Origin of the sequence: Aeoliella mucimassa, assembly GCF_007748035.1 — a bacterium.
Lineage (GTDB): Bacteria > Planctomycetota > Planctomycetia > Pirellulales > Lacipirellulaceae > Aeoliella > Aeoliella mucimassa.
In genome coordinates this window covers 2,162,481-2,188,108 of the sequence record NZ_CP036278.1, presented here as the reverse complement: position 1 = coordinate 2,188,108, position 25,628 = coordinate 2,162,481, and the positions used below count along the sequence as shown (strand labels likewise).

At 57.3% G+C, this 25,628-nt stretch carries 17 protein-coding genes and 1 tRNA gene; 10 read left to right on the top strand and 8 right to left on the bottom strand.

The features are described from left to right. Nucleotides 1-15 precede the first annotated feature (15 nt). On the bottom strand, nucleotides 16-1,740 hold the full coding sequence (locus tag Pan181_RS08800; RefSeq protein WP_145246471.1) for an alpha-L-fucosidase: 1,725 nt from the start codon (nucleotides 1,738-1,740) through the stop codon (nucleotides 16-18). A 203-nt stretch (nucleotides 1,741-1,943) separates the two neighbouring features. Between Pan181_RS08800 and Pan181_RS08795 the strand changes: the two genes are divergently transcribed. After that, nucleotides 1,944-2,816, top strand: a complete 873-nt coding sequence (locus Pan181_RS08795; RefSeq protein WP_145246470.1) for a nitrilase-related carbon-nitrogen hydrolase — start codon at nucleotides 1,944-1,946, stop codon at nucleotides 2,814-2,816. An 87-nt stretch (nucleotides 2,817-2,903) separates the two neighbouring features. Here Pan181_RS08795 and Pan181_RS08790 read toward each other — a convergent pair whose 3' ends face one another. After that, the gene (locus tag Pan181_RS08790; RefSeq protein ID WP_145246469.1) at nucleotides 2,904-3,734 is read right to left on the bottom strand and encodes an ABC transporter permease; all 831 of its coding nucleotides are present in this window, start codon (nucleotides 3,732-3,734) and stop codon (nucleotides 2,904-2,906) included. A 33-nt stretch (nucleotides 3,735-3,767) separates the two neighbouring features. After that, complete coding sequence (locus Pan181_RS08785) at nucleotides 3,768-4,784, bottom strand: ABC transporter ATP-binding protein (protein ID WP_145246468.1); 1,017 nt, start codon at nucleotides 4,782-4,784, stop codon at nucleotides 3,768-3,770. A 125-nt stretch (nucleotides 4,785-4,909) separates the two neighbouring features. Between Pan181_RS08785 and Pan181_RS08780 the strand changes: the two genes are divergently transcribed. Both Pan181_RS08780 and Pan181_RS08775 read left to right on the top strand, forming a co-directional pair. Further along, nucleotides 4,910-5,719: a rhomboid family intramembrane serine protease gene (locus tag Pan181_RS08780; protein WP_145246467.1), complete on the top strand. Its 810-nt coding sequence runs from the start codon at nucleotides 4,910-4,912 to the stop codon at nucleotides 5,717-5,719. Between the two features lie 330 nt (nucleotides 5,720-6,049). Further along, complete coding sequence (locus tag Pan181_RS08775) at nucleotides 6,050-6,991, top strand: IS5 family transposase (protein ID WP_145244898.1); 942 nt, start codon at nucleotides 6,050-6,052, stop codon at nucleotides 6,989-6,991. 1,666 nt (nucleotides 6,992-8,657) lie between these two features. On the opposite strand, the gene Pan181_RS08770 is transcribed toward Pan181_RS08775, so the two are convergent. Both Pan181_RS08770 and secA read right to left on the bottom strand, forming a co-directional pair. Beyond that, complete coding sequence (locus tag Pan181_RS08770) at nucleotides 8,658-9,983, bottom strand: 3-deoxy-D-manno-octulosonic acid transferase (RefSeq protein ID WP_145246466.1); 1,326 nt, start codon at nucleotides 9,981-9,983, stop codon at nucleotides 8,658-8,660. Nucleotides 9,984-10,108: 125 nt separating this feature from the next. Then, nucleotides 10,109-13,789 carry a preprotein translocase subunit SecA gene (gene secA / locus Pan181_RS08765; protein WP_145246465.1) on the bottom strand — a complete coding sequence of 1,227 codons (3,681 nt, stop codon included), beginning with the start codon at nucleotides 13,787-13,789 and terminating at the stop codon, nucleotides 10,109-10,111. A gap of 265 nt (nucleotides 13,790-14,054) precedes the next feature. Here secA and Pan181_RS08760 point away from each other — a divergent pair, with 265 nt between their 5' ends. Beyond that, complete coding sequence (locus Pan181_RS08760) at nucleotides 14,055-14,852, top strand: MBL fold metallo-hydrolase (protein ID WP_231943791.1); 798 nt, start codon at nucleotides 14,055-14,057, stop codon at nucleotides 14,850-14,852. Nucleotides 14,853-14,923: 71 nt separating this feature from the next. Here the strand turns inward: Pan181_RS08760 and Pan181_RS08755 are convergent, their stop codons facing one another. Further along, nucleotides 14,924-16,987: a carboxy terminal-processing peptidase gene (locus tag Pan181_RS08755; protein WP_145246464.1), complete on the bottom strand. Its 2,064-nt coding sequence runs from the start codon at nucleotides 16,985-16,987 to the stop codon at nucleotides 14,924-14,926. A gap of 516 nt (nucleotides 16,988-17,503) precedes the next feature. Here Pan181_RS08755 and Pan181_RS08750 point away from each other — a divergent pair. From Pan181_RS08750 to Pan181_RS08740, 3 genes are all read left to right on the top strand, one after another. Next, entirely contained in the window at nucleotides 17,504-18,001 is a 498-nt protein-coding gene (locus Pan181_RS08750; RefSeq protein WP_145246463.1) for a hypothetical protein, read from the top strand. A gap of 65 nt (nucleotides 18,002-18,066) precedes the next feature. Beyond that, complete coding sequence (locus tag Pan181_RS08745) at nucleotides 18,067-18,558, top strand: hypothetical protein (RefSeq protein WP_145246462.1); 492 nt, start codon at nucleotides 18,067-18,069, stop codon at nucleotides 18,556-18,558. A gap of 91 nt (nucleotides 18,559-18,649) precedes the next feature. Then, nucleotides 18,650-20,203, top strand: coding sequence for a sulfatase family protein (locus Pan181_RS08740; RefSeq protein WP_145246461.1), 1,554 nt, complete (start codon nucleotides 18,650-18,652; stop codon nucleotides 20,201-20,203). A 48-nt stretch (nucleotides 20,204-20,251) separates the two neighbouring features. On the opposite strand, the gene Pan181_RS08735 is transcribed toward Pan181_RS08740, so the two are convergent. Further along, nucleotides 20,252-21,922, bottom strand: a complete 1,671-nt coding sequence (locus tag Pan181_RS08735) for a SpoIIE family protein phosphatase (protein WP_145246460.1) — start codon at nucleotides 21,920-21,922, stop codon at nucleotides 20,252-20,254. Between the two features lie 166 nt (nucleotides 21,923-22,088). After that, nucleotides 22,089-23,090, bottom strand: a complete 1,002-nt coding sequence (locus tag Pan181_RS08730; RefSeq protein WP_145246459.1) for an alpha/beta hydrolase family protein — start codon at nucleotides 23,088-23,090, stop codon at nucleotides 22,089-22,091. A gap of 191 nt (nucleotides 23,091-23,281) precedes the next feature. Here Pan181_RS08730 and Pan181_RS08725 point away from each other — a divergent pair. The 3 genes from Pan181_RS08725 (at nucleotide 23,282) to Pan181_RS08715 (ending at nucleotide 25,612) form a co-directional block, all read left to right on the top strand. Next, nucleotides 23,282-23,353 (top strand) — tRNA-Gln (locus Pan181_RS08725). A 327-nt stretch (nucleotides 23,354-23,680) separates the two neighbouring features. Further along, on the top strand, nucleotides 23,681-25,060 hold the full coding sequence (locus tag Pan181_RS08720; protein ID WP_145246458.1) for a hypothetical protein: 1,380 nt from the start codon (nucleotides 23,681-23,683) through the stop codon (nucleotides 25,058-25,060). Nucleotides 25,061-25,228: 168 nt separating this feature from the next. Then, complete coding sequence (locus Pan181_RS08715) at nucleotides 25,229-25,612, top strand: hypothetical protein (protein WP_145246457.1); 384 nt, start codon at nucleotides 25,229-25,231, stop codon at nucleotides 25,610-25,612. Nucleotides 25,613-25,628 lie beyond the last annotated feature (16 nt).

The window sequence follows — 25,628 nt, the reverse complement described above, 5'->3', positions numbered from 1 at the left end:
TTCGGCGATTGAAACCTACTCGGCGAGAGTCAGCGTGACGCCCCGCAAGTTGATCGGCCGCCAGCCTGCTTTCACTGGCTGCAGCTCGAATACACACTCGCCTGCCTTGGCTACTTCAATCGTCCCCCAGTCTTGGGACTCGAACTCCTGGTAGCTGCCGGTCGACTGGACCGCGACGCTCGCCTTGGCCGCACCGATGCTGGCAGTCAACTTGCTGGTCGAAGGAGCCGCAACAGTCGCTTGCAACTGGTAACGTCCCGCTGGCAGATCAAGGTACCAAGCCACTTTGTCCTGCGACTCGGTCCAGAACCCCAGGCTGGTCTTCCCATCGATTTGCTCCTGCTGCACGCTGCCCTCGCCATGAGCATCGGCGGCCGTGAGCTGCACTTTGCCATCGGCACCAGGGACGATCCGCTCGATGATTTCGGTAGGAGTTCCCTCGATGTCGAGTTGCAAGACAGTATCGATCTTATCCAAGGCACTTCCGGTGAGTTGCACGACGACGCCGGCTTCGCTGGCGGATACCTGGTAGGTTTTGCTCGGGTCGGCCAACGCGCGGCACGCCCCTACGTGAGCGACTTCCACCGGGACAACCAGCTTGCCATCGGCAGGCCAGTCGAACACGTGCAAGTACAACCGATTCGGTTTGCTAGTGATGCGTCCCCAGACCGGAATCCGGCAAGGGCTAGCGGTGGTTCCATAAATCGAGTCGCCATTCACGTCCATCCACTTGCCGATTTCGTGCAGCCGATCGATCGACGCTTGCGGAATCTCTCCCTCGGAGGTCGGGCCGACGTTCAACAGATAGTTGCCACCTTTCGAAACGATATCGACCAGATTGTGCAGCAGCGTTTCGGTGCTCTTCCAATTGTGGTCGTAGCTCTTGAAACCCCAGGTGCCGTTCATGGTCATGCAGGTTTCCCAATCGCGATCCTTGTACCCGGTGGCTGGAATGTGCTGTTCGGGAGTCTCGGTATCGCCACGGAATCCGCCGCCGAGCCGATTGTTGGTGATGATCTGCGGATGGTCAGCGAGCAAGGCATTGAGCGGAGCGGCCCGCTCGGCCGACATCCACACCGGCGTATCCCACCAGAGAATATCGGGTTGGAACTTCGTAAGGATCTCCTCGGTCTGGGGAACCGCAACCGTCTTCAGGTATTCGTCGAAGTCCCCCTTCGAGGCATCGTCCCACGAGTCTCCTTCGCCATACCCAGCCTTGGCACCGCCGGGATGGGTCCAATCCTGCGCCTGCGAGTAATAGAGCCCGAACTTGAGTCCTTCGCCACGCACGGCTTGGGCCAGCGGCTTTAAAAGGTCCTTGCCATATGGCGACGCATCGGCGATGTCCCAGTCGGTCACGGCCGAATCATACAACGCAAAACCATCGTGATGCTTCGAAGTGATCACCACGTACCGCATGCCAGCGTCCTTGGCCAGCTTGGCCCACGCTTCGGGCTCGTACTTCACCGGATTGAAATCCTGAGCGTACCCACGATACTCGGCCACGGGGATTTCGGCTTGTCGCATGATCCATTCGCCGATGCCGCCGATTTGCTTTTCGTGATAGGTTCCTGCTGGAACCGAGTAAACACCCCAGTGGATGAACATGCCGAACTTCGCTTCGCGCCACCACTCCATACGAGCATCGCGCTCGGCTGGTGTTTCGGCCATCGCGGCCAGCGGGCTGAAGCAAATCGTGAGCCCAGCGAAGTAAGTGAGAAACAGACACCTGAGAGACATAACGTAGTCCTTTGAAATAGAGAACAACGAACAAGCTAACCGGATTCTACTGCTGGGGATTTCCGAATGCCACCATACGCGGGTGCTGGAGCGTGCGTGTACCCCCCCATGAGTCTGGGGCCTGCGGATAGGAAGCGAGCCCCGATTGCGGTAGGATATAGTGCTTACAAACCCCTTTCAGGCGACAGCAGAGGATCCTCCCCATGGCCCGTCCCGTCCGTGGTGCCTTGATTCAGGCCACGCTTTGCGAACCCACCACCTCGCCGATCGAGAAGATCAAGCAGGCGATGGTCGACAAGCATGTTGAACTCATCCGCCAGGCTGCCGAACAAGGGGTGCAGATCACCTGCCTGCAGGAGCTTTTCTACGGTCCGTACTTTGCTGCTGAACAGGAGATTCGCTGGTACGACCTCACCGAGCGCATGCCCGATGGGCCGACCACCAAACTCATGCAAGAGCTGGCCAAGAAGCACGAAATGGTGCTCGTGGTCCCCATGTACGAGGAAGACCTCACTGGTCTGTACTACAACACTACCGCGGTGATCGACGCAACCGGCGAGTTCCTTGGCAAGTTCCGCAAGGTCCATCTGCCGCACCTGCACCCTGGGTTCTGGGAGAAGTTCTACTTCAAACCAGGCAACCTGGGTTACCCGGTGTTCGACACGCGGGTCGGCAAGGTCGGCGTCTATACGTGCTACGATCGCCACTTCCCCGAAGGGGCCCGCTGCCTGGGACTCGCAGGAGCCGAGATCGTGTTCAACCCCTCGGCAACCGTCGCTGGGCTGAGCGAGTACCTTTGGAAGCTCGAGCAACCAGCTCATGCAGTCGCGAACCAGTACTTCGTCGGCGCGGTCAACCGGCCAGGCTGGGAAGAGCCATGGCGCATCGGCGAGTTCTTCGGCGAGAGTTACTTCTGCGATCCACGCGGCCAGTTTGTTGCGAAGAGCGAGAAGCGAACCGAAGACGACATCGTGATCGCCGACATGGACTTCGACATGATTCGCGAAGTGCGAAACACCTGGCAGTTCTTCCGCGATCGCCGACCCGAGACCTACGGGGCGATTACCGAACTGTAAAGCGGAAGTTCGTTTCGTTGCTAGCCATGTCCTCCTTTTTAGAGAGGGTCTTGGTAGTTAGTTTTCGTACAACGAATCGTCGGCACGCTAACCGCCGAAACCGCTGTAGCGTTTGAAGCCTCGCAGCATCGCGACTCGACACACCACGATGAAGAATACCACCCAGGCGGCTTGCGCCATCAGGCCGTACGTGAGGTCGGTCCCTTCGATCTTTCCGAGGAACACTGCTGCGGGGAAGTAGGCCAGGTACTGCAGCGGCTGGTAATGCGCCACTGGTTGCAACCACCCTGGCAGGAACGCGTTCAGGAAGTCGAGCGGGAACATGTGTCCCGAAAAGAAGAAGTTAAACAGCATGTAGACAAACAACAGCGAGCTAACTTCGAGGAACCAGAAGCCAATCATGCCGATCGCTGCTTCGAGAAAGAAGCCCAGCATAAACGCCATGACCAGCGACAGCACAAACGCAGCAATCACGCCCGGATCCGGCCAGCCAGCGACGAAGTAGTCGCGACACAAGAAGAACACCAGCGCGAACGGGCCAACGGCCACCGCGTAGTACACCACCTTGTGAGCGATGCGGGCCAGCAGCAAGAAACCTATCAGGTCGATCGGCTGGATCAGGTACTTCTTGATCTCGCCTTCGCGAATCTGCCGCGCGATCCCCGAAGCCAGCCCGGGCATGCTCGAGAACGCCCGGCCAATCATCGTCAGCAGGTAATACGCGATCATGTCGTTGCGTGAGAACCCGCGTATGCCTTCCTCGTCGATCGAGGCAAACACCGCGGTCCACAGGAACACCTGCGTCACGATCGGCAGAAATCGCATGAGCGTACCGAGGGCGAAGTCGCCTCGATACACGAGTCGCTCCTCCACGCAAATGCGAAGTATCGTCCACCAGGTTGCAACGCGGGAATACATAGGGCAAGCAGTGCCAGGTTACAAAATGCGAAATCAGGAACCGCTCGCGACGGCTTCCTCTTGCTCGGCGCGTTGACTCGACTGCGTAAACAAGTCGGCAATCACTTCCTCGAGCGGTGGATCTTCCACGCTTACGTCTTCCAGCGAGTAGTCCGCAAGCACGCTCGAGAGCACTCGCGAAATGTTGCTTCGCTCCACCCGCAGCTTCACCTTGGGGGGAACCATCTCGATCACGTCGCCAAAGCGGTCGAGATCGCCTGGCACCTGATCGTCGATAAATTGCAGCGTCACGATCTTGTGCGAGCTGAAGCTATCGATCACGCCGGCCAGCGAACCGTCGTACATGATCTGGCCCTTGGCGATAATCACCACCCGCTTGCAGAGCGCGGCCACGTCCTTCATGTAGTGACTGGTCAGCAAGATCGTGATCTTCCGAACTTCCTGATAGTGCTTGAGGAACTTCTGAATGTTGTGCTGGGCGATCACGTCGAGGCCGATGGTCGGCTCGTCGAGGAACAGCACCTCGGGCGAGTGCAGCAGCGCGGCGATCAGTTCCATCTTCATCCGCTCGCCGAGCGACAGTTCGCGGACAGGCTGGTGCAGCAACTGCTCCACCGACAACAGATCGGTCAGCTCGGCCAGCGTGCGGTCGAACTCCGTCGGCTCGATGCGGTAAATCTGCTGGTGCAACCGGAACGACTCCGCGGCCGGCAGGTCCCACCAGAGCTGATTTTTCTGCCCCATCACCAAGGCAAACCGCCGGCGATACTCGTTTGTCCGCTCCCAAGGCACGAAGCCCATCACCTTGGCCTCGCCCGCGGTGGGGCTGATGACCCCCGAAAGCAGCTTGAGCGTGGTGGTCTTCCCAGCCCCATTGGGACCTAAAAAAGCGACAAATTCGCCTTCTTCGACCTTGAGATCGATGCCTTTAACCGCGTGCACGTCGCGATATTCACGGTGAAAAAGGCCAGTGAGCGAGGCCCACAGACCTTCCCGCTTCTGGTAGATTCGGTAGGACTTCTTCAGCCCGCGTATTTCAATGACGGCCATGGCGTACGATTATAGTCTCGGTCTGTGGAAGCGGGTAGAGCGACGGGCGTCCGTCTTTCGAACCCGCGGGTTTCCGGTTAGGCTGAATGAACTCGCCGCCCTCGCAGGATAGTTGTAATTGCCTCATGAAGTTGCTCGACTGGCTAGAAAAACGGTTTTCGCGGTTCGCGATCCCTAACCTCACCCTGCTGCTCATCATCGGGCAAGCAGTCGTCTTCCTGGCATCTTTGTCAGCGGGCGAAGATTCGGCGCTGCTCAAAAACACCGCGCTGATCCCCAGCAAAGTGCTGGCCGGCGAGTACTGGCGGATCTTTACGTTCCTCCTCCATCCGTTCGACCGCAATCCGATTTTTGTGCTGTTTTCCTGGTACATCTTCTACCTGATGGGCACCGCCCTCGAGTCGATCTGGGGGGCCTTTCGGTTCAATCTGTTCATTCTCGTCGGTTTCGTTGCCTCGGTAGCGGCCTCGTTCCTCACGCCCGACGCGCCTGCGACGAACTCCTACCTTTACGGAACGGTATTTCTGGCGTTTGCTCGCTTTTTCCCCGATTTTGTCATCCACCTGTTTTTTCTGATTCCGATTAAAATCCGCTGGTTGGCTTTCTTTGCCTGGATCGGGTACGCGCTCCAATTTGCGTTCGGAAGTCCAGCCGAGCAATGGATGGTCCTGGCGTCGATTGCTAATTACATTCTGTTCTTCTGGCGCGACCACCTGAACAAAGCCCGCGATCACCGACGACGCATCAGCTTCGCCACGAAGGTGGCCAAGACCAAAAGTCTGGTCCACACCTGCGCAGTCTGCGGACGATCGAGCGACAAAGAGCCCCGCACGCAGTTTCGCTACTGCTCGAAGTGCGCCGGGCAAAAGTGCTACTGCCCCGACCACATTCGCGACCATGAACACATCGTCGACGAAACCTCCACGTCGGAGTAGCGAGTCGCGATAGATTCCCAATTTACCCACCGATGGGAAAATTGAATCTCCGCCCACGCTACAAAACCAGTGGTTTTCGCGCCCGAATAGATTCCCATTCCCAAAAACGCATCGAGTGGGAATCTATTATCAAGCTGCGCACTTATCGCAAGTCGTTTATCTGTATAGATTTACATCAACACCTCCGCGATAGTTACCCAAAATAGATTCCCACCCATGGGAAAGTATTTCGGATGGGAGTTAGGAAAGGCCTTGTTGAACAATTAGTCACAAACCTCCGTAAAAACTAACGTGGAATGGAACCACGTACCTTTTTTACGGAGATCGAACATGGCTACGAAAGAAAAACGAACCTACAAAGTCACGAACTGGAAGGAGTATAACAAGTCGCTCATCGAGCGTGGAAACATCACTATTTGGTTTAGCGACGAGGCGTTGGAGAACTGGGAACATCCTAACGACCAGACAAAAGTCGGTCGCCCTTTTGTCTTCAGCGATACGGCGATCGAGTGCTTGCTGACGATTCGCGAACTGCTGAAACTTCCCTATCGGCAGACTGAGGGATTCGGCCGCTCGCTGGTGGCGATGTTGGGCGTCGAGGCAGCGATTCCCAATTATTCTTCGCTCGCCAAGCGAGCCAGCAAGCTGAATGTTTCGCTCGATATCGCTAACAAGAGGGGCGACATCGATATCGTGGTGGATAGCACCGGCATGAAAGTGTTTGGCGAGGGCGAATGGAAGATGCGGACGCATGGCAAGTCGAAGCGGCGGACATGGCGGAAGCTGCATTTGTCGGTGAATCCTGACACCCGCGAGATTGTGGCGGAGATTTTGACCGAGAACAGTTGCCACGATGCCGATGCGGTTCCCGAAATGCTGGAGCAGGTGGAGCAGCCCGTAAAAAAGTTTCACGGCGACGGTAGTTACGACAAGTGGAAGGTTTATGAAGGGCTGGAATCCGAAGGCATTGAGCCGGTGATTCCGCCGCAGCACAACGCCAAGATCAAACAACATGGCAACTCTGCGGAGGAGCCTTTGCCCCGGGACGAGGCAATTCGTCAGATTCGACGCAAGGGGCGTAGGAGTTGGAAAGAGGAAGTGGGCTATCATCGTAGAAGCTTGGCGGAAACGACCATGTACCGAGTGAAACAAAGCTTTGGGAGCCATCTCAAAAACCGAGTATTCGAAAACCAACAAACGGAAGCCCGCTTGCGCTGTAAAATCATCAATCAATTCACCCAACTCGGGCTTCCACAGTTCGAGTGGAGTTAGTCAACAAGGCCGTTAGGAAACAGGATTCGGGAGTCAGGGGAGTTTTGGGATTTATGATTTCTGAATGATGATTTCTGATTTGCGAATGTCATCTTGAAGGAGCTTCCAGCGACTGAAAGATCCAGCCTACCGCTTACAGCTTAAAGCCTACAGCTTTAGTACACGCGCAGCAGAAAACGCCCACGCAACCGAAATCGGGCTCGGAGAGCCCTCCTGCAGCACGCTTGCGTGGTAGATGGTTTCAGTGGATTTCATGTTCACTCGGTTACATCTCTCCATCCTCCAACAACGGACTACTGACCACAAACAAAGGACCACGACTACCTGTCCATTAGATCACCACCGGTGGCCAATTCCCAGCGAAAACTGGAAAGAATCTAAGTACCAAATTCACCCTCCGCTGGCGGAGGGTCGGGCTATCAGGCCCGGGGAGGTGGGAAGCGGAGGACGCTTTCCGACGAGTGGCCACTCCGCAAAAACGCCCCCCAAGAACAACATCCAACGCTCGGCATCTTACCCAGAGCTTGTACAACACAGCGGCCCCCCTCGCCCCGAAGGGGCAACCACAGGCCAGCCCGGGGCATCGCCGGGAAGTGGAACACCAACCACCACCAGAGCCCAGGCCCTCCCCGGACCTGATAGTCCGCCCCTCCCGGAGGGAGGGTGAAAACAAGAGCGACCGTAAACATTCTCACGCAGAGGCGCAGAGCAAGCGGAGCAACTGGGTAGCACCGACAGCTGGGCGCACTACGCATTGCCACTTCGCAAAAACGCACCACGCCCAGTTGTCGGTGGGCGAAGCCCAGGAGGTCGAGAGCCTACCCCATCCGTGAAAGTCCGTGTTCAGCCGTGGCGAACAATCCACTGGACACCCTCACACGGAGAAGCGGTCCTATTCAAAGACTGCGGGTGCTTGATCCCTAACGACGATCCCCTGCCCTTCCCGCCTCTCCGAATTGGGCACTTTACGGATCGGTGTGGCTTTGCGAGCCACATGCTGCTTAGGCCTGACAGTTATATCGTTCAGCGATTCTTCGCTCCTGGGGAGTCTACGGCTCAGAGTACTGCTACTCTTTTGCAGCGGTTTCTAGCTCGGATTTTTTTGCCCCTTACGGGCTTGGCAACATCGTGTTGCCTACCAGCTACGATCCTGACCCCGGCAGTCATCAAGAACGCGATTGCGAGACAAGCTAACAAATCGACAGCTACGATTTTCCATTCTATAACTATTGGTGAAGCTAACGTAGCTTCCTTGCTACCTATACCGTGAATGCGTTCCATGGCCGACAGCTCCCTTGGCCCATCGAGCCAAGAAGAGCATTGGCGGGTGTGGAATAATGGCCAACCTCGTTCGACGCTCCATTGCCCGTAACCAGTGTGGTGAGGAACTGAGTTGAGCCACAGCAAGACGCTGAAGACCAAAGTGAAAACCATGCAGCTTGTTAGTGAAAAGCGAAACATGCGTCTATTTCTTCACAGGCCTACAGAGGCATCCACATGGGAGAGTATATGCGCCATGTTCAGCTTCTCTAGGATCAGAAATTAGATTACCACCAAAATCCGAATCCGTTGCGCAGTTCTTTCCTGGCTTATGGCTCCACCATCCGTGAAAATCCGTGTTTATCTGTGGCTAGAAAGAAATCCCAGCACGCCAACTCGAAGTTCGTTAAGCGGCCGCGTGGGTTGTTTGCGGAGCAGCAGGCAGTAGCGTGAGCAGCAGCTCGACCGTGCGGGCGGTGGCTCCTAGTTGGGTAGCGATAAACTGTCGGGCGCGGTCGCCGAGTTCGGTGCGGTACGCCGGGTCGGCCAGGCAGCGTTCGACAAACGCTTGCAGCGCGGCTTCGTCGGCCACGACCTCCGCCCCGTCGGCGTGAAGCAGCGCGGCAACGATGTCGCGGAAGTTCCAGGTGTTTGGGCCGAACGAGGTCGCGACTCCGTAGGCGGCTGGCTCGATCATGTTCTGCCCGCCGCGGTCGCCAAACGAACCACCCACGAAACCGATATCGGCCCGGCCCCACCAGCCGCCGAGTTCGCCGATGGTATCGACGAGCAAGATCGAGTTATCGCCATCGGCCAGCGTTCCCTCTTCGAGCGTGCTGCGTCGCTGCCAGGCGTAGGGCGACTCGGCAAGCAGCTCGGCGACTTCGTCGAAGCGTTCCGGATGCCGTGGAACGAGGACCACCCGCAGTTGAGGGTACTGCGAGTGAAGTTTGCCGAACAGGCGGATCGCCATCGCTTCCTCCGGCGCTTGCGTGCTGCCGGCGAGGAACACCAGATGCTCGTCGGTGAAGCCCGCCAGCTGGCTGAGGGACTTCGTCCGCGGGTTGTCGCGGTTCGTAGCGGCTCCGTCGTACTTGAGCGATCCGGTGCTGAGAATGGTTTGCGGATTGGTGGCCAGCTGCGTGAATCGGTCGGCGGTTGTCTGGTCCTGCGCGGCAATCACATCGATCTGCGAAAGCACTCGCCCCACGAGCCAGCGGAGTCGCCGATAGCCGCGGTAGCTATTGTCGCTAAGGCGGCCATTGATGATGGCTACGCCCGCGCCATGGCGTTTGGCCGCGGCAATCAAGTTGGGCCAGAGCTCGAGTTCGGCCAGCACCAGCAGGTCGGGCCGCACTCGCTCCACCGCCCGGCGAACTGCCCAGGTGAAATCGAGCGGGCAGTAAAACACCGTATGCTCGTTGCCATACTTGCGAAGGGCCAGATCGTATCCGGTTTTGGTAGTGGTGCTGATCACCACCAGCAAATCAGGCCGCCGACTGGCAAGTTCCCGCAGGGTAGTCGCGAGCAGATTCACCTCGCCGACACTCACCGCATGCACCCACACGCAGGGGCCCTCGCCGGTTCGCCGAGGGACCTGGCCGAGGAGTTTTGCTCCCCACCCTTCGCGGTACTTCCCTTTGCGAACCGCTACCCATGCTATCATTGGCGCGCAGAGCAGCAGCACCAGCAGATAAGCGAAGTTCAGCGTCCAAGCGATCAGCCGATTCATCGTGGGAATCCTTTCCCGCAGCCCTACAAATAGATTCAGTACTGCTGCTTATACAGAAGCGAGTCCGAACTGGCTACCCAATTCACTATCGCCGCATGCAGTTGGGGCAGGAATTGCCGCGCACGTTAGTCTTTCCTCATGCAGCACTGCTTATACTTTTTGCCACTGCCGCAGGGACACGGAGCGTTGCGGCCAACGCGTTCGGTGCGATTGCGAATCGGGGTGAGCTTCTGCTCCGCACCACCAGAGGCTTCGATGGCTGCTTGCTGCTGCTCGCCGATGTTGGTTTTGGGAGCTTCTTCGTGGATGGCGTTGGTCTCTTTCCAAGTGCTTTGCACGAACCGCTCGTCGAGCTGTTCCATCTTGAACACCAGGTCGGTGACGTAGGCTCCTACGGAGTCCCACATCTGCTCGAACATCCGCATGCCTTCCCGCTTGTACTCCACCTTGGGATCGACCTGAGCGTATCCCCGCAAGCCGACGCTGGAACGCAAATGGTCCATCGCCAGCAGGTGTTCTTTCCAGGCGGTGTCGAGAATCTGCAGCAACAGTTCCCGCTCCATCCGACGCATCTCGGGGCGGAACTTATCTTCCACCACGCGTGAGACACGACGCAGTGCTTCGTCGCGATTGAGTTGCGCAAGCTCTTCGGCCGTGATATCCGAACCACACGAAGTCTGCAGCCAAGTGGTGAAGTCATCGAGCTTGCCATTGCCGCCGGTCACCAACCCAAGGTGCAGGTTCGCACCGTCGTTGCCAGCGAACAAGGTTTCGACTCGCTCGCGAGCTTCGTCGGCAAGCTGGTTCGCCTTGGCGGCTGAGTCTTTGCTGCAGGCGAACAGCACTTGCTTGATTTCGTCGCGTTGCTTGTTCTTGAGATCTTCGACCGACAACGAGGCGCTAAACCGCTTCTGCGCCCAGGCCACGAGGTCTTCGCGTCCCAAACCAGCAGCCCCGGCCGCTGGCCCGGTGAACCGGTAAAGACCGGCCATTACCGGGTACTCCGACTCGCGTTGATCGTACGCTTCCTGAGCCTGTTCGTGGGCGGTTTGGATCAGCTGCTCGTTCGACATCTTGGCCGCTTCTTCCAGCGTGATATCGATGCTGAACTTATCGGTCAACCAACTGCAGGCGGTCTTCACCGAGTAATCGGGATCGAGGTAGCGTTCGCAGGACGAAAGGTCGATCTTGTCGATCGCCTCGTGCGCCCGCTTGATTAGGTGCTCGGCCACGTCGTCGCGGCCGACTTTTTTCAGCTCGCGCTCGTTGTAGTTGAAGCCCCACCGGGCGTTGGCCCACTTGGCCAGCGCGTTCCAGTTCCATTCGTCGGGCACTTCTTCCGGCAGGTTCTCTTCGATGGCGTCGAACACCTGCGACTCGGCCATGCGTTGGGCTTCGTCGCGGGCGACTCGCTGAGCTTCTTCGTACGACAGCTTGCGATAGTCGCGTGCATCGAGCTGCACGCCGAGCAGATTCGAAGCCGCGGCAGCAAACGAATCGACCCCGTAATGCGGATCGAGAAAGACCGACAAATAGTGATCGATCTGGTCGCGAATCATGTCGGTGATCAGGTCGCGACAGTTTACCCCATCGAGAATCTGCTGGCGGAAACTGTAGACGCGTTTCCGCTGCTCGTCCATCACTTCGTCGTATTCGAGCAGGTTCTTACGAATCTCGAAGTTCGACTCTTCGCGTTTCTTCTGAGCCCCTTCGATTCGGCGGCTCACCATCTTGCTTTCGATGGCTTCGCCTTCTTGCATGCCGAGTCGGGTGAGCATGTTCTTCACCCACTCGCCAGCGAAGATTCGCATCAGGTCGTCTTCGAGCGACAAGTAGAAGCGGCTCGAACCGGGATCGCCCTGGCGACCGCAACGACCGCGTAACTGCAAGTCGATACGGCGGGCTTCGTGGCGTTCGGTACCGACGATGTGCAAACCGCCGATCTGGCGAACGATCTTGCCTTGCTCGGACATGCCGAACTTCTCGTCGTATTGCTTGGTCAGGCTGTCCCACTCTTCCTGCGGCACGTCCAACCGGCTGTCGTATTTCTGCTGCAACTCGGCCCAGGCCATGTTCTCAGGATTACCGCCGAGGATGATGTCGGTACCACGACCGGCCATGTTGGTCGCGATGGTCACCGCTCCCATCCGCCCCGCTTGAGAAACAATCTCGGCCTCGCGTTTGTGCTGCTTCGCGTTGAGCACTTCGTGCTTGATACCGCGGCCATTGAGCAGGTTGCTGAGCTTCTCGCTCTTCTCGATCGACACGGTACCAACCAGAATTGGGCGGCCCTTCTTTTGCACCTCGGCTATCTTGTCGCGAGGGATTTTCTCTTTCTTCTTGGTATCGTCGGCCATGAACAATACGTGCCCGTCGTGCTCTTCGAGCACCTCGCCGCGGATGATCTCGCCGCTCTTGAGCTGAACCTGATCGTACTTGATCAGCCCTTCGATCTCTTCGGCGATCGCTTCGTACTTTTCGCGCTCAGTACGATAAATGACGTCGGGATGGCTGATCCGCTGCAGCGGCTTGTTGGTGGGGACGCCGATGACGTCGAGTTGGTAGATCTTCCAGAACTCGCCCGCTTCGGTCAAAGCGGTACCGGTCATGCCGGAGAGCTTGTCGTACAGTTTAAAGAAGTTTTGCAGGGTGATGGTCGCGAGGGTTTGGTTCTCTTCCTTGATCTGCACCCCTTCCTTTGCCTCGACCGCTTGGTGCAAACCATCGCTCCACTGACGACCTTCCATCAGACGACCAGTGAACTCGTCGACAATCACGATCTTGCCGTCTTGGATCACGTAGTTGACGTCTCTTTTGTACAGATAGTGAGCCTTCAGCGAGTTGTCGATCAAGTGCGGCCACTGCATGTTGCCAGCGGTGTAGAAGCTTTCGACGCCGGCCAGCTTCTCAGCCTCGCGAACACCTTCGTCGGTCAGGCTGACCGTGTGCTCTTTTTCTTTGACCTCGAAGTGCTTGTCCTTCTTCAGCCCGCGAGCAACCTTGTCGGCCCGCAGATACTTGGTGATGTCGTCTTCGGCGGGGCCGGAGATAATCAGCGGCGTACGGGCTTCGTCAATCAGGATGTTGTCGACTTCGTCGATGATCGCGTAGGTCAAATGGCCTTGCGCCTGCTGATCGCGCTTGGCGAAGCGATCGTCGTCGCGGGCGGCCCGACGCATGTTATCGCGAAGATAATCGAAGCCGAACTCGTTGTTCGTACCGTAGGTGATGTCGCAGGAATAGGCTTCCTGACGCGCGCTGGCATCCATCCCGGAGTAGATGGCCCCCACTTTGAGGCCCAGGTTGGTGAAGACGGGTCCCATCCACTCCATATCGCGGCGGGCCAGGTAGTCGTTCACGGTAATCACGTGCACGTTGCCACCCAAGGCGTTCAGGTAAGCCGACAACGTTGCGACCAGCGTTTTACCTTCACCAGTGACCATTTCGGCAATGTTGCCGCCGTGCAGAATCATGCCGCCGAGCAGCTGCACGTCGTAATGGCGCATACCGAGGAAGCGCTTACCCGACTCGCGACACACCGCGAACGCTTCGACCAACAGATCGTCGAGCGTCTCGCCGGCGACCAAGCGTTCGCGAAACTTCACCGTTTGGGCGGCTAGCTCCTCGTCGCTCATCGCTTCGTAGCGAGGTTCCAGCGCATTGATCGCATCGACCTTTGGCTGGAGCTTCCGCAGGAAGCGGGCGTTGGCCGAGCCAAACAGCGAGGTGATCGTGCGCTCAAAGTTGCCGAGCACCGCATTCATGATGCCCGACAAGAATTCCCAGATGCGTTCCAGCGTTTCCATGGCCGAGAGCTAAACCAATCTTGGTAGGGTGTCAAAATGGCAGGTTGCCTTATCGCCTGCCTACTAGGGAGACAGTGTGGCAACATCGGTGCCGTAGACGGTTGTCAAGCCAATATTGAGGCTTGGCAAGCCGGTGTTTGTCGTCGTAAGATAGTGCAGCATAAAAGTTTACAACCGATAGAAAAGTCGGTCAACAGCAGCGCACCACGCCCCGTTGTTGAGTGCTATCACCTGCCAAAAGCCTGTTGCTGCGGAAGCCCTGAACGTGCCTGACTGCTTAGTTACGACTGATTTCACGGGGGAAATGATTCTTCTCGGCACCGGTACCAGTGTCGGGGTCCCCTCGGTAGGGTGCGGGTGCGAGGTTTGCCGGTCGCCTGATCCCCGCAACAAACGCTTGCGTGCGAGTGCCATTCTCGGCCTTCCGGAAGGCAACTTGCTGATAGACACCTCGCCCGACCTGCGCATGCAGCTACTCCGCGAGGACATCGGTTTAGTGCATGCGGTGCTCTACACGCACGAGCACGCCGACCACGTGTTTGGACTCGACGACCTGCGACTCATGCAGTTCTACCTGGATGGGCCGGTGCCGCTGTACTGCGAGCAGCAGGTGGAGCAGCGGATTCGGCAATCGTTCGACTACGCGTTCACGAGCGAGAGCCAGAGCCTGGTACCGCAGCTGCAGCTGAACCCAATTGGGCTGGAGCCGTTCGAAGTGCTCGGAACCCAAATCACACCGATGCGGCTTAACCATGGCACCGCGTTCGAAGTGCTCGGCTTTCGCTTCGGCAATATTGCCTATTGTACCGACGTGAACCACATTCCCACCGAGAGCATGGCGAAGCTGCAGGGACTCGACGTACTGATCCTCGACGCACTGCGGGTGACGCCGAGCAAGACCCACTTTACGCTCGATCAGGCGATTGAAGTGGCCCAGGAGCTAGGGGCCAAGCAAACGTACTTCACGCACGTCGCCCATGAGCTCGAGTACCACGCGACCAACGCCCGCTTGCCCGAAGGGATGGCCCTGGCGTACGACGGGTTGCGGATCCCCTTAAGCTAAAAAAACACCTTCACGCCCAGCGAAGGACGTGAAGGTGTTTTGCGGTTTACTTCTATTGCTCGACGAATCGCTTAGTGGGCAATGGCCACGCGATTGTTCTTGAGCAGCTTCAAGTAGTCGACCACGATCGACAGGGCTTCCTGGTTGTAGTGGTCTTCGTCATCGAACACCGGGCGGTCGTTGTTTACCGCGTCTTCAAAGGCATCTTCCTGCTCTTTGTCGGCGTTGAGTTCAGCTCGCTCGGCCATGAACTTCTCTTTGTTCAGGGTGACCGACTTGCGATCCTTTTGCTCTTCGTACTTGTTGATTCGCTTGATGTCGTCCGAGAAATCCTCGGACTTCTCAATGCGAGCCGTCGAGTTCTGCTGCAGTTGCTGCACCAGATTGGCATCGACCATCTGATACTCATCATGCCCCAACGGGGTGATGCGATTGAAGGCCAACGCGTAGTCGAGGTCGGCCTCGCCGATGTCGAGGTGCGAAGTGAGCGAAGGCAGCACGATGTCGGCAGCCACCCCACGATTTTGAGTACTATCGCCATCGGGACGGTAGAACTGCTGAATGGTCAGCTTCATCGCTCCGAGGTTCATGTCGTTACGAATGCGGAACAACAACTGAGCGACATCGTACAACTGCTGCACGGTGCCTTTACCGTGGGTGGTTTCGTCGCCGACGATCAACCCACGATTGTAGTCCTGCATGGCCCCAGCAAAAATCTCGCTAGCCGAAGCACTGAACTTGTTGGTGAGTACCACCAACGGCCCCGACCAAACCATACCGGCTTCGGGGTCGACAAACGGTTGAGCACGGCCAGTGGGGCCTTTTACCTGCACCACGGGGCCTTTGTCGATAAACAAACCAGTCATGTTGACCGCTTCGGTAAGCGAGCCGCCGCCATTGAAGCGAAGGTCGATCACCACGGCATCAACACCCTTAGCATTGAAATCGTTGAGCAGCCGGCGAACGTCGCGGGTGGTGCTCTTGTAGTTGGGGTCGCCCGCTCGGGCGGCGTCCATGTCCATGTAGAAGCTCGGCAGCGAGAGCACACCGACCTTGTACGACTCGCCATTGGGTTTTTGTCCCCAGTCGATGATCACGCTGCGGGCTTCGCTTTCGGTCAGCTTGATTTCCTGACGTACGATGTCGTAAATGCGGTGATCCGTGGGATTCGCCGCCGGGCGAACTTCCAGGCGAACAATCGAGCCCTTTTTGCCGCGGATCTTGTCGACCACGTCATTGAGCTTCATGTCGACGACGTCTTCGATCTCGCCATCGGAACCCTGGCCAACGCCAACGATCTCGTCGCCACCCTTCAGGCGACCATCCTGATCGGCAGCACCGCCAGCGATGATCTGGTGCACCTTGGTGTAACCATCTTCGCTACGAAGCGAAGCACCAATGCCATCGAGCTTGAGTCGCATATGAATCTCGAAGTTGTCGAGCGTCGTCGGCGACATGTAAGTGGAGTGAGGATCGAAACCCGTGGTCATCGCAGTCAGGTACATTTCCATCAACTCGTCGTTGCTGGTTTGCTCCCAACGCTTGCCAATGCTGGTGTAACGACGACGCAGCTTCTCGCGAATCGCGTCGATGTCCATGTCGTCGGCGATCAGGTTCAGCACTTCGTACTTCACCCGGCGACGCCATTTGTCTTGGGCTTCTTCGGGGGTCTTGGCGTAGGTCGCTGCGTCAGCATCGCGAACCATCTCTTCATCGAGCGTGAAGTCGTGATCGACGTCTACTTCCTTCAGCGCCATGGTAATCCGCTCGTCGACACGCTGCAGGAAGCGGTCGAAAATGCGGTAGGCCATTTTGATATCGCCGCGACGCACCATGTCGTCGAGTTCATGTTCGCTACCGGCGAACTCATCGACGTCCGACTGATAGAAGTACAACTTCAGCGGATCCAGCGTCTTGAGCATCGATTGCAGGCAACGTTCCGAGGCCTGATCGTCGATTTTGCGTTGAGTCAGGTGTTGCTGCTCCATCAAAATCGACACGGCGAGGGCAATTTGCCGGTCGGTGGCCGATGGCTCGGTGGGACGAGCTAGCGCGGGCCCTACCAGCACGACGACAGAGAGACTGGCAACAGCCAAACGTAAAAGGCCAGAACGACCAGCGAGAACTTGCTGCATGGTGATTTGTTCCTAAGCAGAAAAAAAGACTTGAAGGCGGGTTTTAGAGGGAAGGTAGCGTCTCCATGCGATTATCGGTCGCAACCACTTGGTGGCGACAGCGGCATTTCACCCCGCCCCGCACGCCGGCACCTTGTCGCAAGTTGCTTGTGGGACACTACTTAACCGAATAATACATGTATCCTCCGTAGGAAGCAACATCGAAGCATTTTGCCTAGATTCACATGCTTTCTAACGAGGGCTATTGGAATGGTACGCAACATTGTTCCACTCGGTTCAATCCTTCGCGTCGCTGGGAGCGGAAAACAGGATGCAAATCTCTGCAGTATTACTGCGTAAAACAGCGTGGTCACCGCTCGCAGTTTGGTTAACCGCCCTAAGCCGCACTCAGCAAGCAGGAAAGCTGGCAATCTGGCCGATCGCCGAGAATCGCCAGTTGCTTCGCGCCGATGACAATAGCAACTGCTGGCAGTTCGAGTTCCCCCCTTTCTGTTCCCCGCAAACTTGGCCCTGTTCATGCTACGCATCACGACCGCTGCTGTTGTACTGTTGGCTGCCGGAGCTTATTGCGGTTCGGCCCACGCGGCCGGCTACTGGAACGTCCCCTCGACTCCCTATCAATTCGTGGGCACCGGATTCGGGCCGGGGCACCACGCGCCGATGATGATCGGTCCGCGGTGGAAGAACTCGGTCGCCAGCCCCGGGGTCCGGCGATTGCCGAGCACTCCGTCGAATCCCCCCATCGTGTGGGGGATGTCGTGCTTAGGCTGCCAGCAAGAGGGCCCCGTTCAGGCCTGGCCAGGGGAACCTATCCCGCCAATGGCTCCCCCCATCGCGACGATGGGGGCTCCAATCGCCGCCCCCATGGCAGCTCCTACCGTGGCTCCCGAACCGCAGTTATTCGAGCCTCCCTCTCCGTCGCACGACCGCACACAGGGCCAGTTGCCGGTGCCGCCGACGAATCCCCCCGCTGGGCAGAAGTCGGCCCCTCCGAGCGGGCCGGCCAATTGGTAGACGGGGCATCTCGTGCTAGGTTAAGTGACTCGATTGAGCCCCATCGCTAACTGCGAGTTGCCCCGGTGTTTCTGCGTTTTTTGTTTTGGTTTTGCCTGGCCCTGGCCATCGTTGGCTGGCTGCTGCGCGGGGTGGTGGGCCGCTGGCTATGGAGTCGCCGGCTGCAACTAGCCAGCGAAGCCCTGATAAACGACTGGCAGCAGGTGGAATCCAACTTTCTCACCGCCGCTGCAGCAACGGGGAAACCCCGGGGACTGGCCTGGAAATCGAGTCAATTTCACGACTCCGCCTTGCTTTGCCGCGACCGGGCGACCGGCGATATCTACGCGCTGGTCGGCATCACCGTGTCGTTCGAAGCCGTGCTCGGCGGCGGCATGGAGGACGTAGCGGCCGTCAGTAACTTGCGGTGCGCGACCGCGCTGCTGGAATGGCGAAGCGACCAATGGACCACCGCCGGACGGGTGCTGTTCAACATGGAGCCCCGCGAAGCGGTAGAGCACTACCCGCAGCATCTCGAAGCGATAACCGAACTCTCGCTCCCTTCCGCGGCGAACTAAGCTTTTCGCAACGTGCATCGCGCACGCCCCCACGGTACACTTAGGGCATCGTAGCTCTACGATTTCGATTCACCAGGGAGCCCGAAATACCATGCGTACCAAGCAACTGTTGCTCGCAGCGTTCACACTATTGTTGATGATTGGCTCGCCTGTGTTCGCCGACGAGGCGAAGCAGCCGAACATTTTGTTTATCTTCTCCGACGATCACGCCTGGCAAGCGATTAGTGCTTATGGCTCCAATCGCAATCAAACGCCAAACATTGATCGCCTGGCGAACGAAGGCATGCGATTCGATCGCTGCGTGGTCACCAACTCGATTTGCGGTCCTAGTCGGGCGTGCATTCTTACGGGCAAGTACAGCCATAAGAATGGTTTCTACGACAACCACAGCACCTTCGATGGCTCGCAGCAAACCTTTCCTAAGCTACTGAAAAAGGTGGGCTACCAAACCGCCATCGTCGGCAAATGGCACCTGCGAACCGAGCCGACCGGGTTCGACTTCTGGAAAGTGCTACCCGGCCAAGGGCGATACTACAGCCCGGTGTTTCGCACGCCTGATGGCAACAAAACCATGCCTGGTTACGCGACCGACGTGGTAACCGACGAAGCGCTAGGTTGGCTCGACAGCGGTCGCGATAAGTCGAAGCCGTTCCTGTTGATGCTGCAGCATAAAGCTCCGCATCGCGAATGGATGCCAAGCAAAGAGCACGTAGCCGACTTCGATGGCGTGACGATCCCCGAGCCGGCGACTCTGTTCGACGACTACGAAGGCCGAGCCGACGCGGCGCGAAACGCCTTGATGCGCATCGCCGACCACATGCGTCCCGTGGAAGACATGAAGGTTTGGCCCGCGGACAATCAGTACGCGAAGCGTCAACTCAATTTGATGACTCCCGAGGCAAAAGAAGCCTGGCAGGCGGCTTACCAGGCGGAGAACGAAGCCTACATGAAGAACCCGCCTGAAGGCGACGCCCTGACTCACTGGAACTACCAGCGGTACATCAAAGACTACCTGCGTTGCATCGCCTCGGTCGACGACAATGTGGGGCGTGTACTCGATTACCTCGACGAGAACGGACTGGCTGAGAACACCGTGGTCGTGTACTCCAGCGACCAAGGCTTCTACCTTGGCGAGCATGGTTGGTACGACAAGCGATTCATGTACGAAGAGTCGTTCCGTACTCCGCTGCTGGTTCGCTGGCCTGGCAAGGTGAAACCTGGTTCGGTCGAAAAGCGGATGGTCTCGAACCTGGACTTCGCCGAAACGTTCCTCGATATCGCCGGCGTGGAGACTCCCGACGACATGCAAGGAGCGAGCTTCAAGCCGATGCTCGAAGGCAAGCCCGTCGAGAACTGGCGCGATGCATTCTACTACCACTACTACGAAGGGCCGCCTGCATCGCACTCGGTGTCACCGCACTATGGGGTCGCGACCGATCGTTACAAGCTGATCCATTACTTCGATCTCGATCAGTGGGAGATGTTCGATCTGCAAGAAGATCCCCAAGAAATGACGAGCGTCTACGACAATCCCGACTACGCCGAAGTGCGGGCGGAGTTGGAAACCAAGCTCGTTGCGCTTCGCAAGGATCTGGAAGTAACCGAAGATCACTACGACGACCAGCGGCAACGTCCGCAGAAGTAGCAAACGGTGCTAAGGTGCGTTGGGCCGTCGCGCGGAAGCGTGAGCGGCCTAACCGCACCGGCCGAAGCAGGCCAAGCACATGTCGTCGCTCTGGGCAAAATCGCCGACAAAGCTGCGAACGTCGCTGAGCACATGGTGCCCAAGCTTCTCGACATCGGCATCGCCGACTTTGATCTGCTCGGCCAGCCGTTCTAGTCCATAAAGATCGCGGGCGGAGTTCATCGCTTCGCTGAAGCCATCGGTAAACATGGTTAGCGAGTCGCCGGGAGCGAGTTCGAGGTCGAGCGACTCGTATTCAAAGTCATCGATCACGCCGATCGGCAGGCCGGCGATCTCATCGCCCACTTCCACCACTTCGCCACTGGCTCGCCGCAACAGTGGCGGCATATGCCCAGCGTTGACGAGTGTCATGCGATGCGCCGCCGGATCGACCACGGCGACAATCATGGTCACAAAACGATCGGCCCAGTCGTGTTGAGCGAACGTAAAGTTCGCCCGCGATACCGCAGCTGCAGGGCACTTTTCGCTGGCCAGACTGAATCGCACATCGCTGGAGAGTCGCGCCATGAGAATCGCAGCGCTGACCCCTTTGCCGGCCACGTCGCCGAGCACCACCGCAAAGCGGCCATCGGCCAGCGTTACGTAATCGTAGTAGTCGCCGCCGACCTGGCGGGCGGATTCGTAGTAGTCGAAGAACCGGTAGCCCGACACTTCAGGAGCCTTCGAAGGAAGCAACGCCCGCTGCATTCGCGCGGCCAAGTCGAGGTCGCGCTGCAAGGCGCGCTGTTCGACGGCCACTTCGTGCATGCGCGCGTTGTCGATGGCAACGGCCGCCTGACTGGCCACGGCAGCCAGCACTTCGAGGTCCTCGTTCGAGAACTTACTCTTCTGGTTGTTGGTATCGATCTGGATGACGCCGAGCGGATGCCCTTCCGAATCGAGCATCGGGGCACACATCATCGAGCGAATCTGGAAGTCGGAAATACTCTCGGCCAGTCCAAAGCGTTCGTCGGTTGCCGCGTCGGCGGACAGAATCGCCGACTTATTGTCCATCGCCTGCTGGACGATGGTCTTACTGATCCGTGTGCGTTCGTCCTGCCCGGCTTTGCGATACTTGTCGGCCACCGGCACCAGCGGCGCGTCGTCGCCGGGGCGCATGATCACGAAACCGCGATCCGCTTGCAGGAAGATCTTGAACAGGCTGTCGAGAATCTTGGGCAGAATCTGCTCCACCTGCAGGGTCTTGCTCAGGCTATTGGAAATCTCCAACAGCGCGGCGAGTTTCACTTCAGGACGGGCCGACAGCCCGATACTGGCCGCGCGGGCGGAGACGTCGAGCGTCGCCATCACGCTGGCGGTGCCGTGGTCGTCCATCAAATACGCCAGCGAGGTATCGTCCTTCGGCTCATGCCCCCCCAGGGGGACCCCCTGCATGACGTGGACACCGAGCACCTGATCGCAAATTAGGATGCGGTCGCCATGCTTCAGCTGGCGTCGTCCCTCGACCCGCTGTTCGTTGACAAAGGTACCGTTGCGGCTATTGAGATCCTCGACGAAGACCCCGTCGGACTCCTTGATGATCGCCGCATGTTGCCGGCTCACAGCCGCGACGTCGAGCGGAATATCGCACTCGCTGCTGCGTCCCATGACCGAGCGGCCGGGCGGAATTTCGATCCGCTTACCAGGTTCTACACCTTGAAGGATTTCGAGAAACGCCATCGCTAACTACCTGCAACAAGCCACCACCGTGTGTGCCCGCCGACTCATGGCGAACCCTCCCCATAACTCCTTTATCTTACGAGACTGGCGGCATCGGCGAAAGTAGTTGGCAAATTGCTTTTCTCAAGGAATCACCAGGTGCAAGCAGGTCGACTGGGGCGGCCGACTACTTGATATCCCACTTGTCGTCAGATTCGAGCACCTGGCGAACTTGTTCGGATTCGATCCAGGCTTTCGCCTGCTGGTTCTCCAGGAGATACGTATCCCAAAACGCGGTGGTGGTCGCCAGAATGGCTTTGTGATGATTCGGATTGCGTGGCTCACGATCGCCAGGCAGTTCTCGATCGCCAAACGCAGAGTGCTCGGCCCCGTTCAAAACCAGTTGAAACTTGCCGCCGGTCGGCAGCGCCGGATAGACCTGCTGACGGCTTTCGGGCGTCTGATCGCCAATGCGGCCAGCGTCGTGCGTACCGGTCAGCAGCAGCCAGGGCATCGAGACCTCGCCAAACGCCTGGCTGGCACTCCCCCGTCGTGGGGTACTGGGACTCATCAGCACAGCCGCATCGATGCGCGACTCGGCAAACAGGCTGCGTCCGCCAAAAGCCTGCCCCGCAACGGCCTGGGTAGTGACCGCGCCGAACGAATGCCCCGACATTCCTACATGATCCAGGTCCAATCGCCCCGCTAGCTTGGCGGCAGTAGGGTCGCTGGCCGCGGCTTCGTTCCACCTGGTCAATTGATCAAGCACCACCGAGACGTCGCGAACACGATCCATGATGTTCTTGCCGCTGGCCGCCGAACTCATCGCCGACATGATTTTCCAACGTGGAACGTCCTGCCATACCGTCTCGTCGCTCCCCGCATGTTGCATGAACACGATCACGTACCCGCGGGCCGACCAGTGCTGGCCGAGGTAAGGATTATTCTTGCACGATCCCCCCAACCCATGGCTAAACAGCACCACCGGGACCGGTTTCTCACTCACTGGGAGGTAGATCCGCACGGGAATTTCCCGATCGCGTGCGGTGTCATTTATCGTTAGGTCAATCGGCTCCGGCAGTTTCAAGTCGTCCACCTGCAGCGGATCGTAGCCTTCAGCCTGGGCGAGTGCTGCCGAGAACCCCAAGGCCAGTACAAGTGAAACCTGCTTTAGTTTTGGCAACAACATAGTAGCTCCCGTAGAATGGACGAATCTAGACTACTAATCTATTGCGCGCGGATTCGATGCCAGAGGACAAGAATACCTCCAAAAACAACAGAAAGCCCGCCCGCCCCCCCTCTCTCCGTAGCGGGGTACCAATCCACCTTGATTTCCCGAACCCTAAACCCTAGATTTGAGTCCTTCGAGAGCCAAACTCTTGGGGAGTGGTGTAATCGGTAGCACGACGGATTCTGATTCCGTTAGTCGGGGTTCAAGTCCCTGCTCCCCAGCTTCTTAAAAAAACGCAAGTCCTTTCTAAATAAGCACTTACGGTAACCGGGTGGTTTTCGAGCCAACCCGGTTTTTTCGTGCAATGTTCCCAAAGTGTTCCCAAAGTGTTCCCAAAGTGTTCCCAAAGTGTTCCCTAAGTGTTCCCCAAAGGTCAAGAAAAGGTCAAAGATGCGGTATCAAAACCGTTCGGGTTTTGGGTCTGCTAAATGGCCAAACTCCAATCGGTGATTGGAACCGTGGAATCGTTTGCATGAAGCTAACCGAGTTGCTTATCTTGCTCCCCCCGACCTTAGCCCCTTTGGTCACATTTCGGAGCAACTGCAGCAATGGCCTACGCCTACAAACTAACCTGGATGCCTCACGCGAAGCGATGGCGAAAGAGATATCTGGGCAAGACGTATTACATGAGAAGCCAAGCCAACGGCAAACGAGACCGCACGGGGTATGAGAATGCCTTAAGAGAATGGGAGCGACTCAAGGCTTACATAGACGGGCTCGGCCCGAGTCCCTACACCACAACGGGGGCCTTAGTACCCGAAGAACAAGTTTTTAACGCAGCACCTACTTACATTCCCCCCGCCCCGGTGAGAGCAACCACGGCAGCAGTACGAACACCAGCAGCGGCCCGCAACACTTCCAAAGGGGCTTCGCCTGCTGCCTCACGCTCTGCCGACGATCCGGCTTGGATCGTCAGCACCGGTATCGGCCCTTTCTTGAATCCCGAGCTAGTGGTGAGCGATGAGAACAACCCTTATGCAGGGGAGTTACGAATTGAAGCACTCGCCAACTTCTGGCATGAACAACGAAAACTCCAAACCGAGCAAGAGGAGCTATCACTTAAACAGTGGTCAGAGGATACCGCTAAGCTGAAGACTTTCAGAGACTTCCTCAGGGTGAATTACCCGCAGACCATCTATGTGGATGAGATCACGGCGGCCATGCTGAACTTATACCGTGATAAGCAATGGAGTTTCTTAGATTCGGGTGATGAGCATCAAATCGGCAAGGCCACGCTTAAGAAGCGGTTAGACACTGTACGCAAGTGGCTTAAGTGGCTAGTAGACCAGAACATACTTGATGACTTGCCAAAAGACCTTTCAAGTTACTCCCGTGTTAAACGAGACAAGCCGAAACCCCTCTTTTGGACCACCGAGGAAATCAAACTCCTGTTGTCCAAGGCCAGTCAGCGGACACGATTGTATATCATGCTAGGCCTTAATCTGGGGTACACCCAAAGAGACATTGCCACTCTAGAAGCCAACATGATTGCTTGGCAAACCGGGATTGTCACCCGTGACCGCCAAAAAAGTGGTGTACCTAGTAAAGCCAAGCTTTGGCCCTCTACTCTAGAACTAATGCAGAAGCATCGGAGCCATAAGAGCAGTGGGCCGCTGTTGCTCGACCGAAACGGAATGTCTCTGTACCGCGAGAATATCAACGACAACGGAAAGCTAGTAACCAACGACTGCGTTAGCTTTGCCTTTAACAGATTGAAGGCAACGAAAAAGGCAGGACTGAAAAACGACAAGCGGGGTTTCAAACACTTCCGCAAGTCGGCGGCAAACGAGATAGAAAGAGTCAGACCAGATCTTACAGAACTTTTCTTAGCTCATGCTGAAAAAGGCATGAAGCGGCATTATGTGCAAGCTGCATATGCTGCCCTTTTCCAGGCAACCGACGAGTTAGAAAAGCTGTACGTTATCTAGCTGTTTATAACTACTCTCACTTCTCCCTTAAGCCCGGCCATATGACTGGGCTTTTTGCTGGACGGTGGATCGTGTGAATCTACCAGAAAAGCGCTAGGATTTCTATACAGACACGATACAATGACAAGGTTGCACCCGTACAGTTCTCGCCAACAAGGAATACCACAAATGGCAACCGTACCCCAGCACCCTGCTGGTGCTGCTCGACAGTCAAAAGCAGATAAGTACTACCAGAGCATCATGCCAAGACTCTATGAACTCAATAGCCTTGGATTGACCCAACGTGAGATCGCAAAGTGGTTGAATGACGAAGGCCACTTAATGATGGATGGTAGGCCCTTTCATCAAGTTGCAGTGAGTCGGTTGCTCAAGAAGTACCCCCAGCTTGGCCCTCCTGCTGCTCAACCCGGTGCCAAACTCGCAAAAGTAGCCGCCGCGGAAGCCAAAACGAGGCCCAAGACACTAGATGAGCGTCTAGACGACGCCCTGCAGCGTATTCAGGCCGAAAGCGAAGAGGCCGACCGGAAACTCTGGAACCTTTTCAAAAACTAACAGTGTCAAAAAAAGT

What these genes read in the sequence shown, in the direction of transcription:
- Pan181_RS08800 (WP_145246471.1), bottom strand. Translation starts at nt 1,740, where the DNA reads ATGTCTCTCAGGTGTCTGTTTCTCACTTACTTCGCTGGGCTCACGATT.
- Pan181_RS08795 (WP_145246470.1), top strand. Translation starts at nt 1,944, where the DNA reads ATGGCCCGTCCCGTCCGTGGTGCCTTGATTCAGGCCACGCTTTGCGAA.
- Pan181_RS08790 (WP_145246469.1), bottom strand. Translation starts at nt 3,734, where the DNA reads ATGTATTCCCGCGTTGCAACCTGGTGGACGATACTTCGCATTTGCGTG.
- Pan181_RS08785 (WP_145246468.1), bottom strand. Translation starts at nt 4,784, where the DNA reads ATGGCCGTCATTGAAATACGCGGGCTGAAGAAGTCCTACCGAATCTAC.
- Pan181_RS08780 (WP_145246467.1), top strand. Translation starts at nt 4,910, where the DNA reads ATGAAGTTGCTCGACTGGCTAGAAAAACGGTTTTCGCGGTTCGCGATC.
- Pan181_RS08775 (WP_145244898.1), top strand. Translation starts at nt 6,050, where the DNA reads ATGGCTACGAAAGAAAAACGAACCTACAAAGTCACGAACTGGAAGGAG.
- Pan181_RS08770 (WP_145246466.1), bottom strand. Translation starts at nt 9,983, where the DNA reads ATGAATCGGCTGATCGCTTGGACGCTGAACTTCGCTTATCTGCTGGTG.
- secA (WP_145246465.1), bottom strand. Translation starts at nt 13,789, where the DNA reads ATGGAAACGCTGGAACGCATCTGGGAATTCTTGTCGGGCATCATGAAT.
- Pan181_RS08755 (WP_145246464.1), bottom strand. Translation starts at nt 16,987, where the DNA reads ATGCAGCAAGTTCTCGCTGGTCGTTCTGGCCTTTTACGTTTGGCTGTT.
- Pan181_RS08750 (WP_145246463.1), top strand. Translation starts at nt 17,504, where the DNA reads ATGCTACGCATCACGACCGCTGCTGTTGTACTGTTGGCTGCCGGAGCT.
- Pan181_RS08740 (WP_145246461.1), top strand. Translation starts at nt 18,650, where the DNA reads ATGCGTACCAAGCAACTGTTGCTCGCAGCGTTCACACTATTGTTGATG.
- Pan181_RS08735 (WP_145246460.1), bottom strand. Translation starts at nt 21,922, where the DNA reads ATGGCGTTTCTCGAAATCCTTCAAGGTGTAGAACCTGGTAAGCGGATC.
- Pan181_RS08730 (WP_145246459.1), bottom strand. Translation starts at nt 23,090, where the DNA reads ATGTTGTTGCCAAAACTAAAGCAGGTTTCACTTGTACTGGCCTTGGGG.
- Pan181_RS08720 (WP_145246458.1), top strand. Translation starts at nt 23,681, where the DNA reads ATGGCCTACGCCTACAAACTAACCTGGATGCCTCACGCGAAGCGATGG.
- Pan181_RS08715 (WP_145246457.1), top strand. Translation starts at nt 25,229, where the DNA reads ATGGCAACCGTACCCCAGCACCCTGCTGGTGCTGCTCGACAGTCAAAA.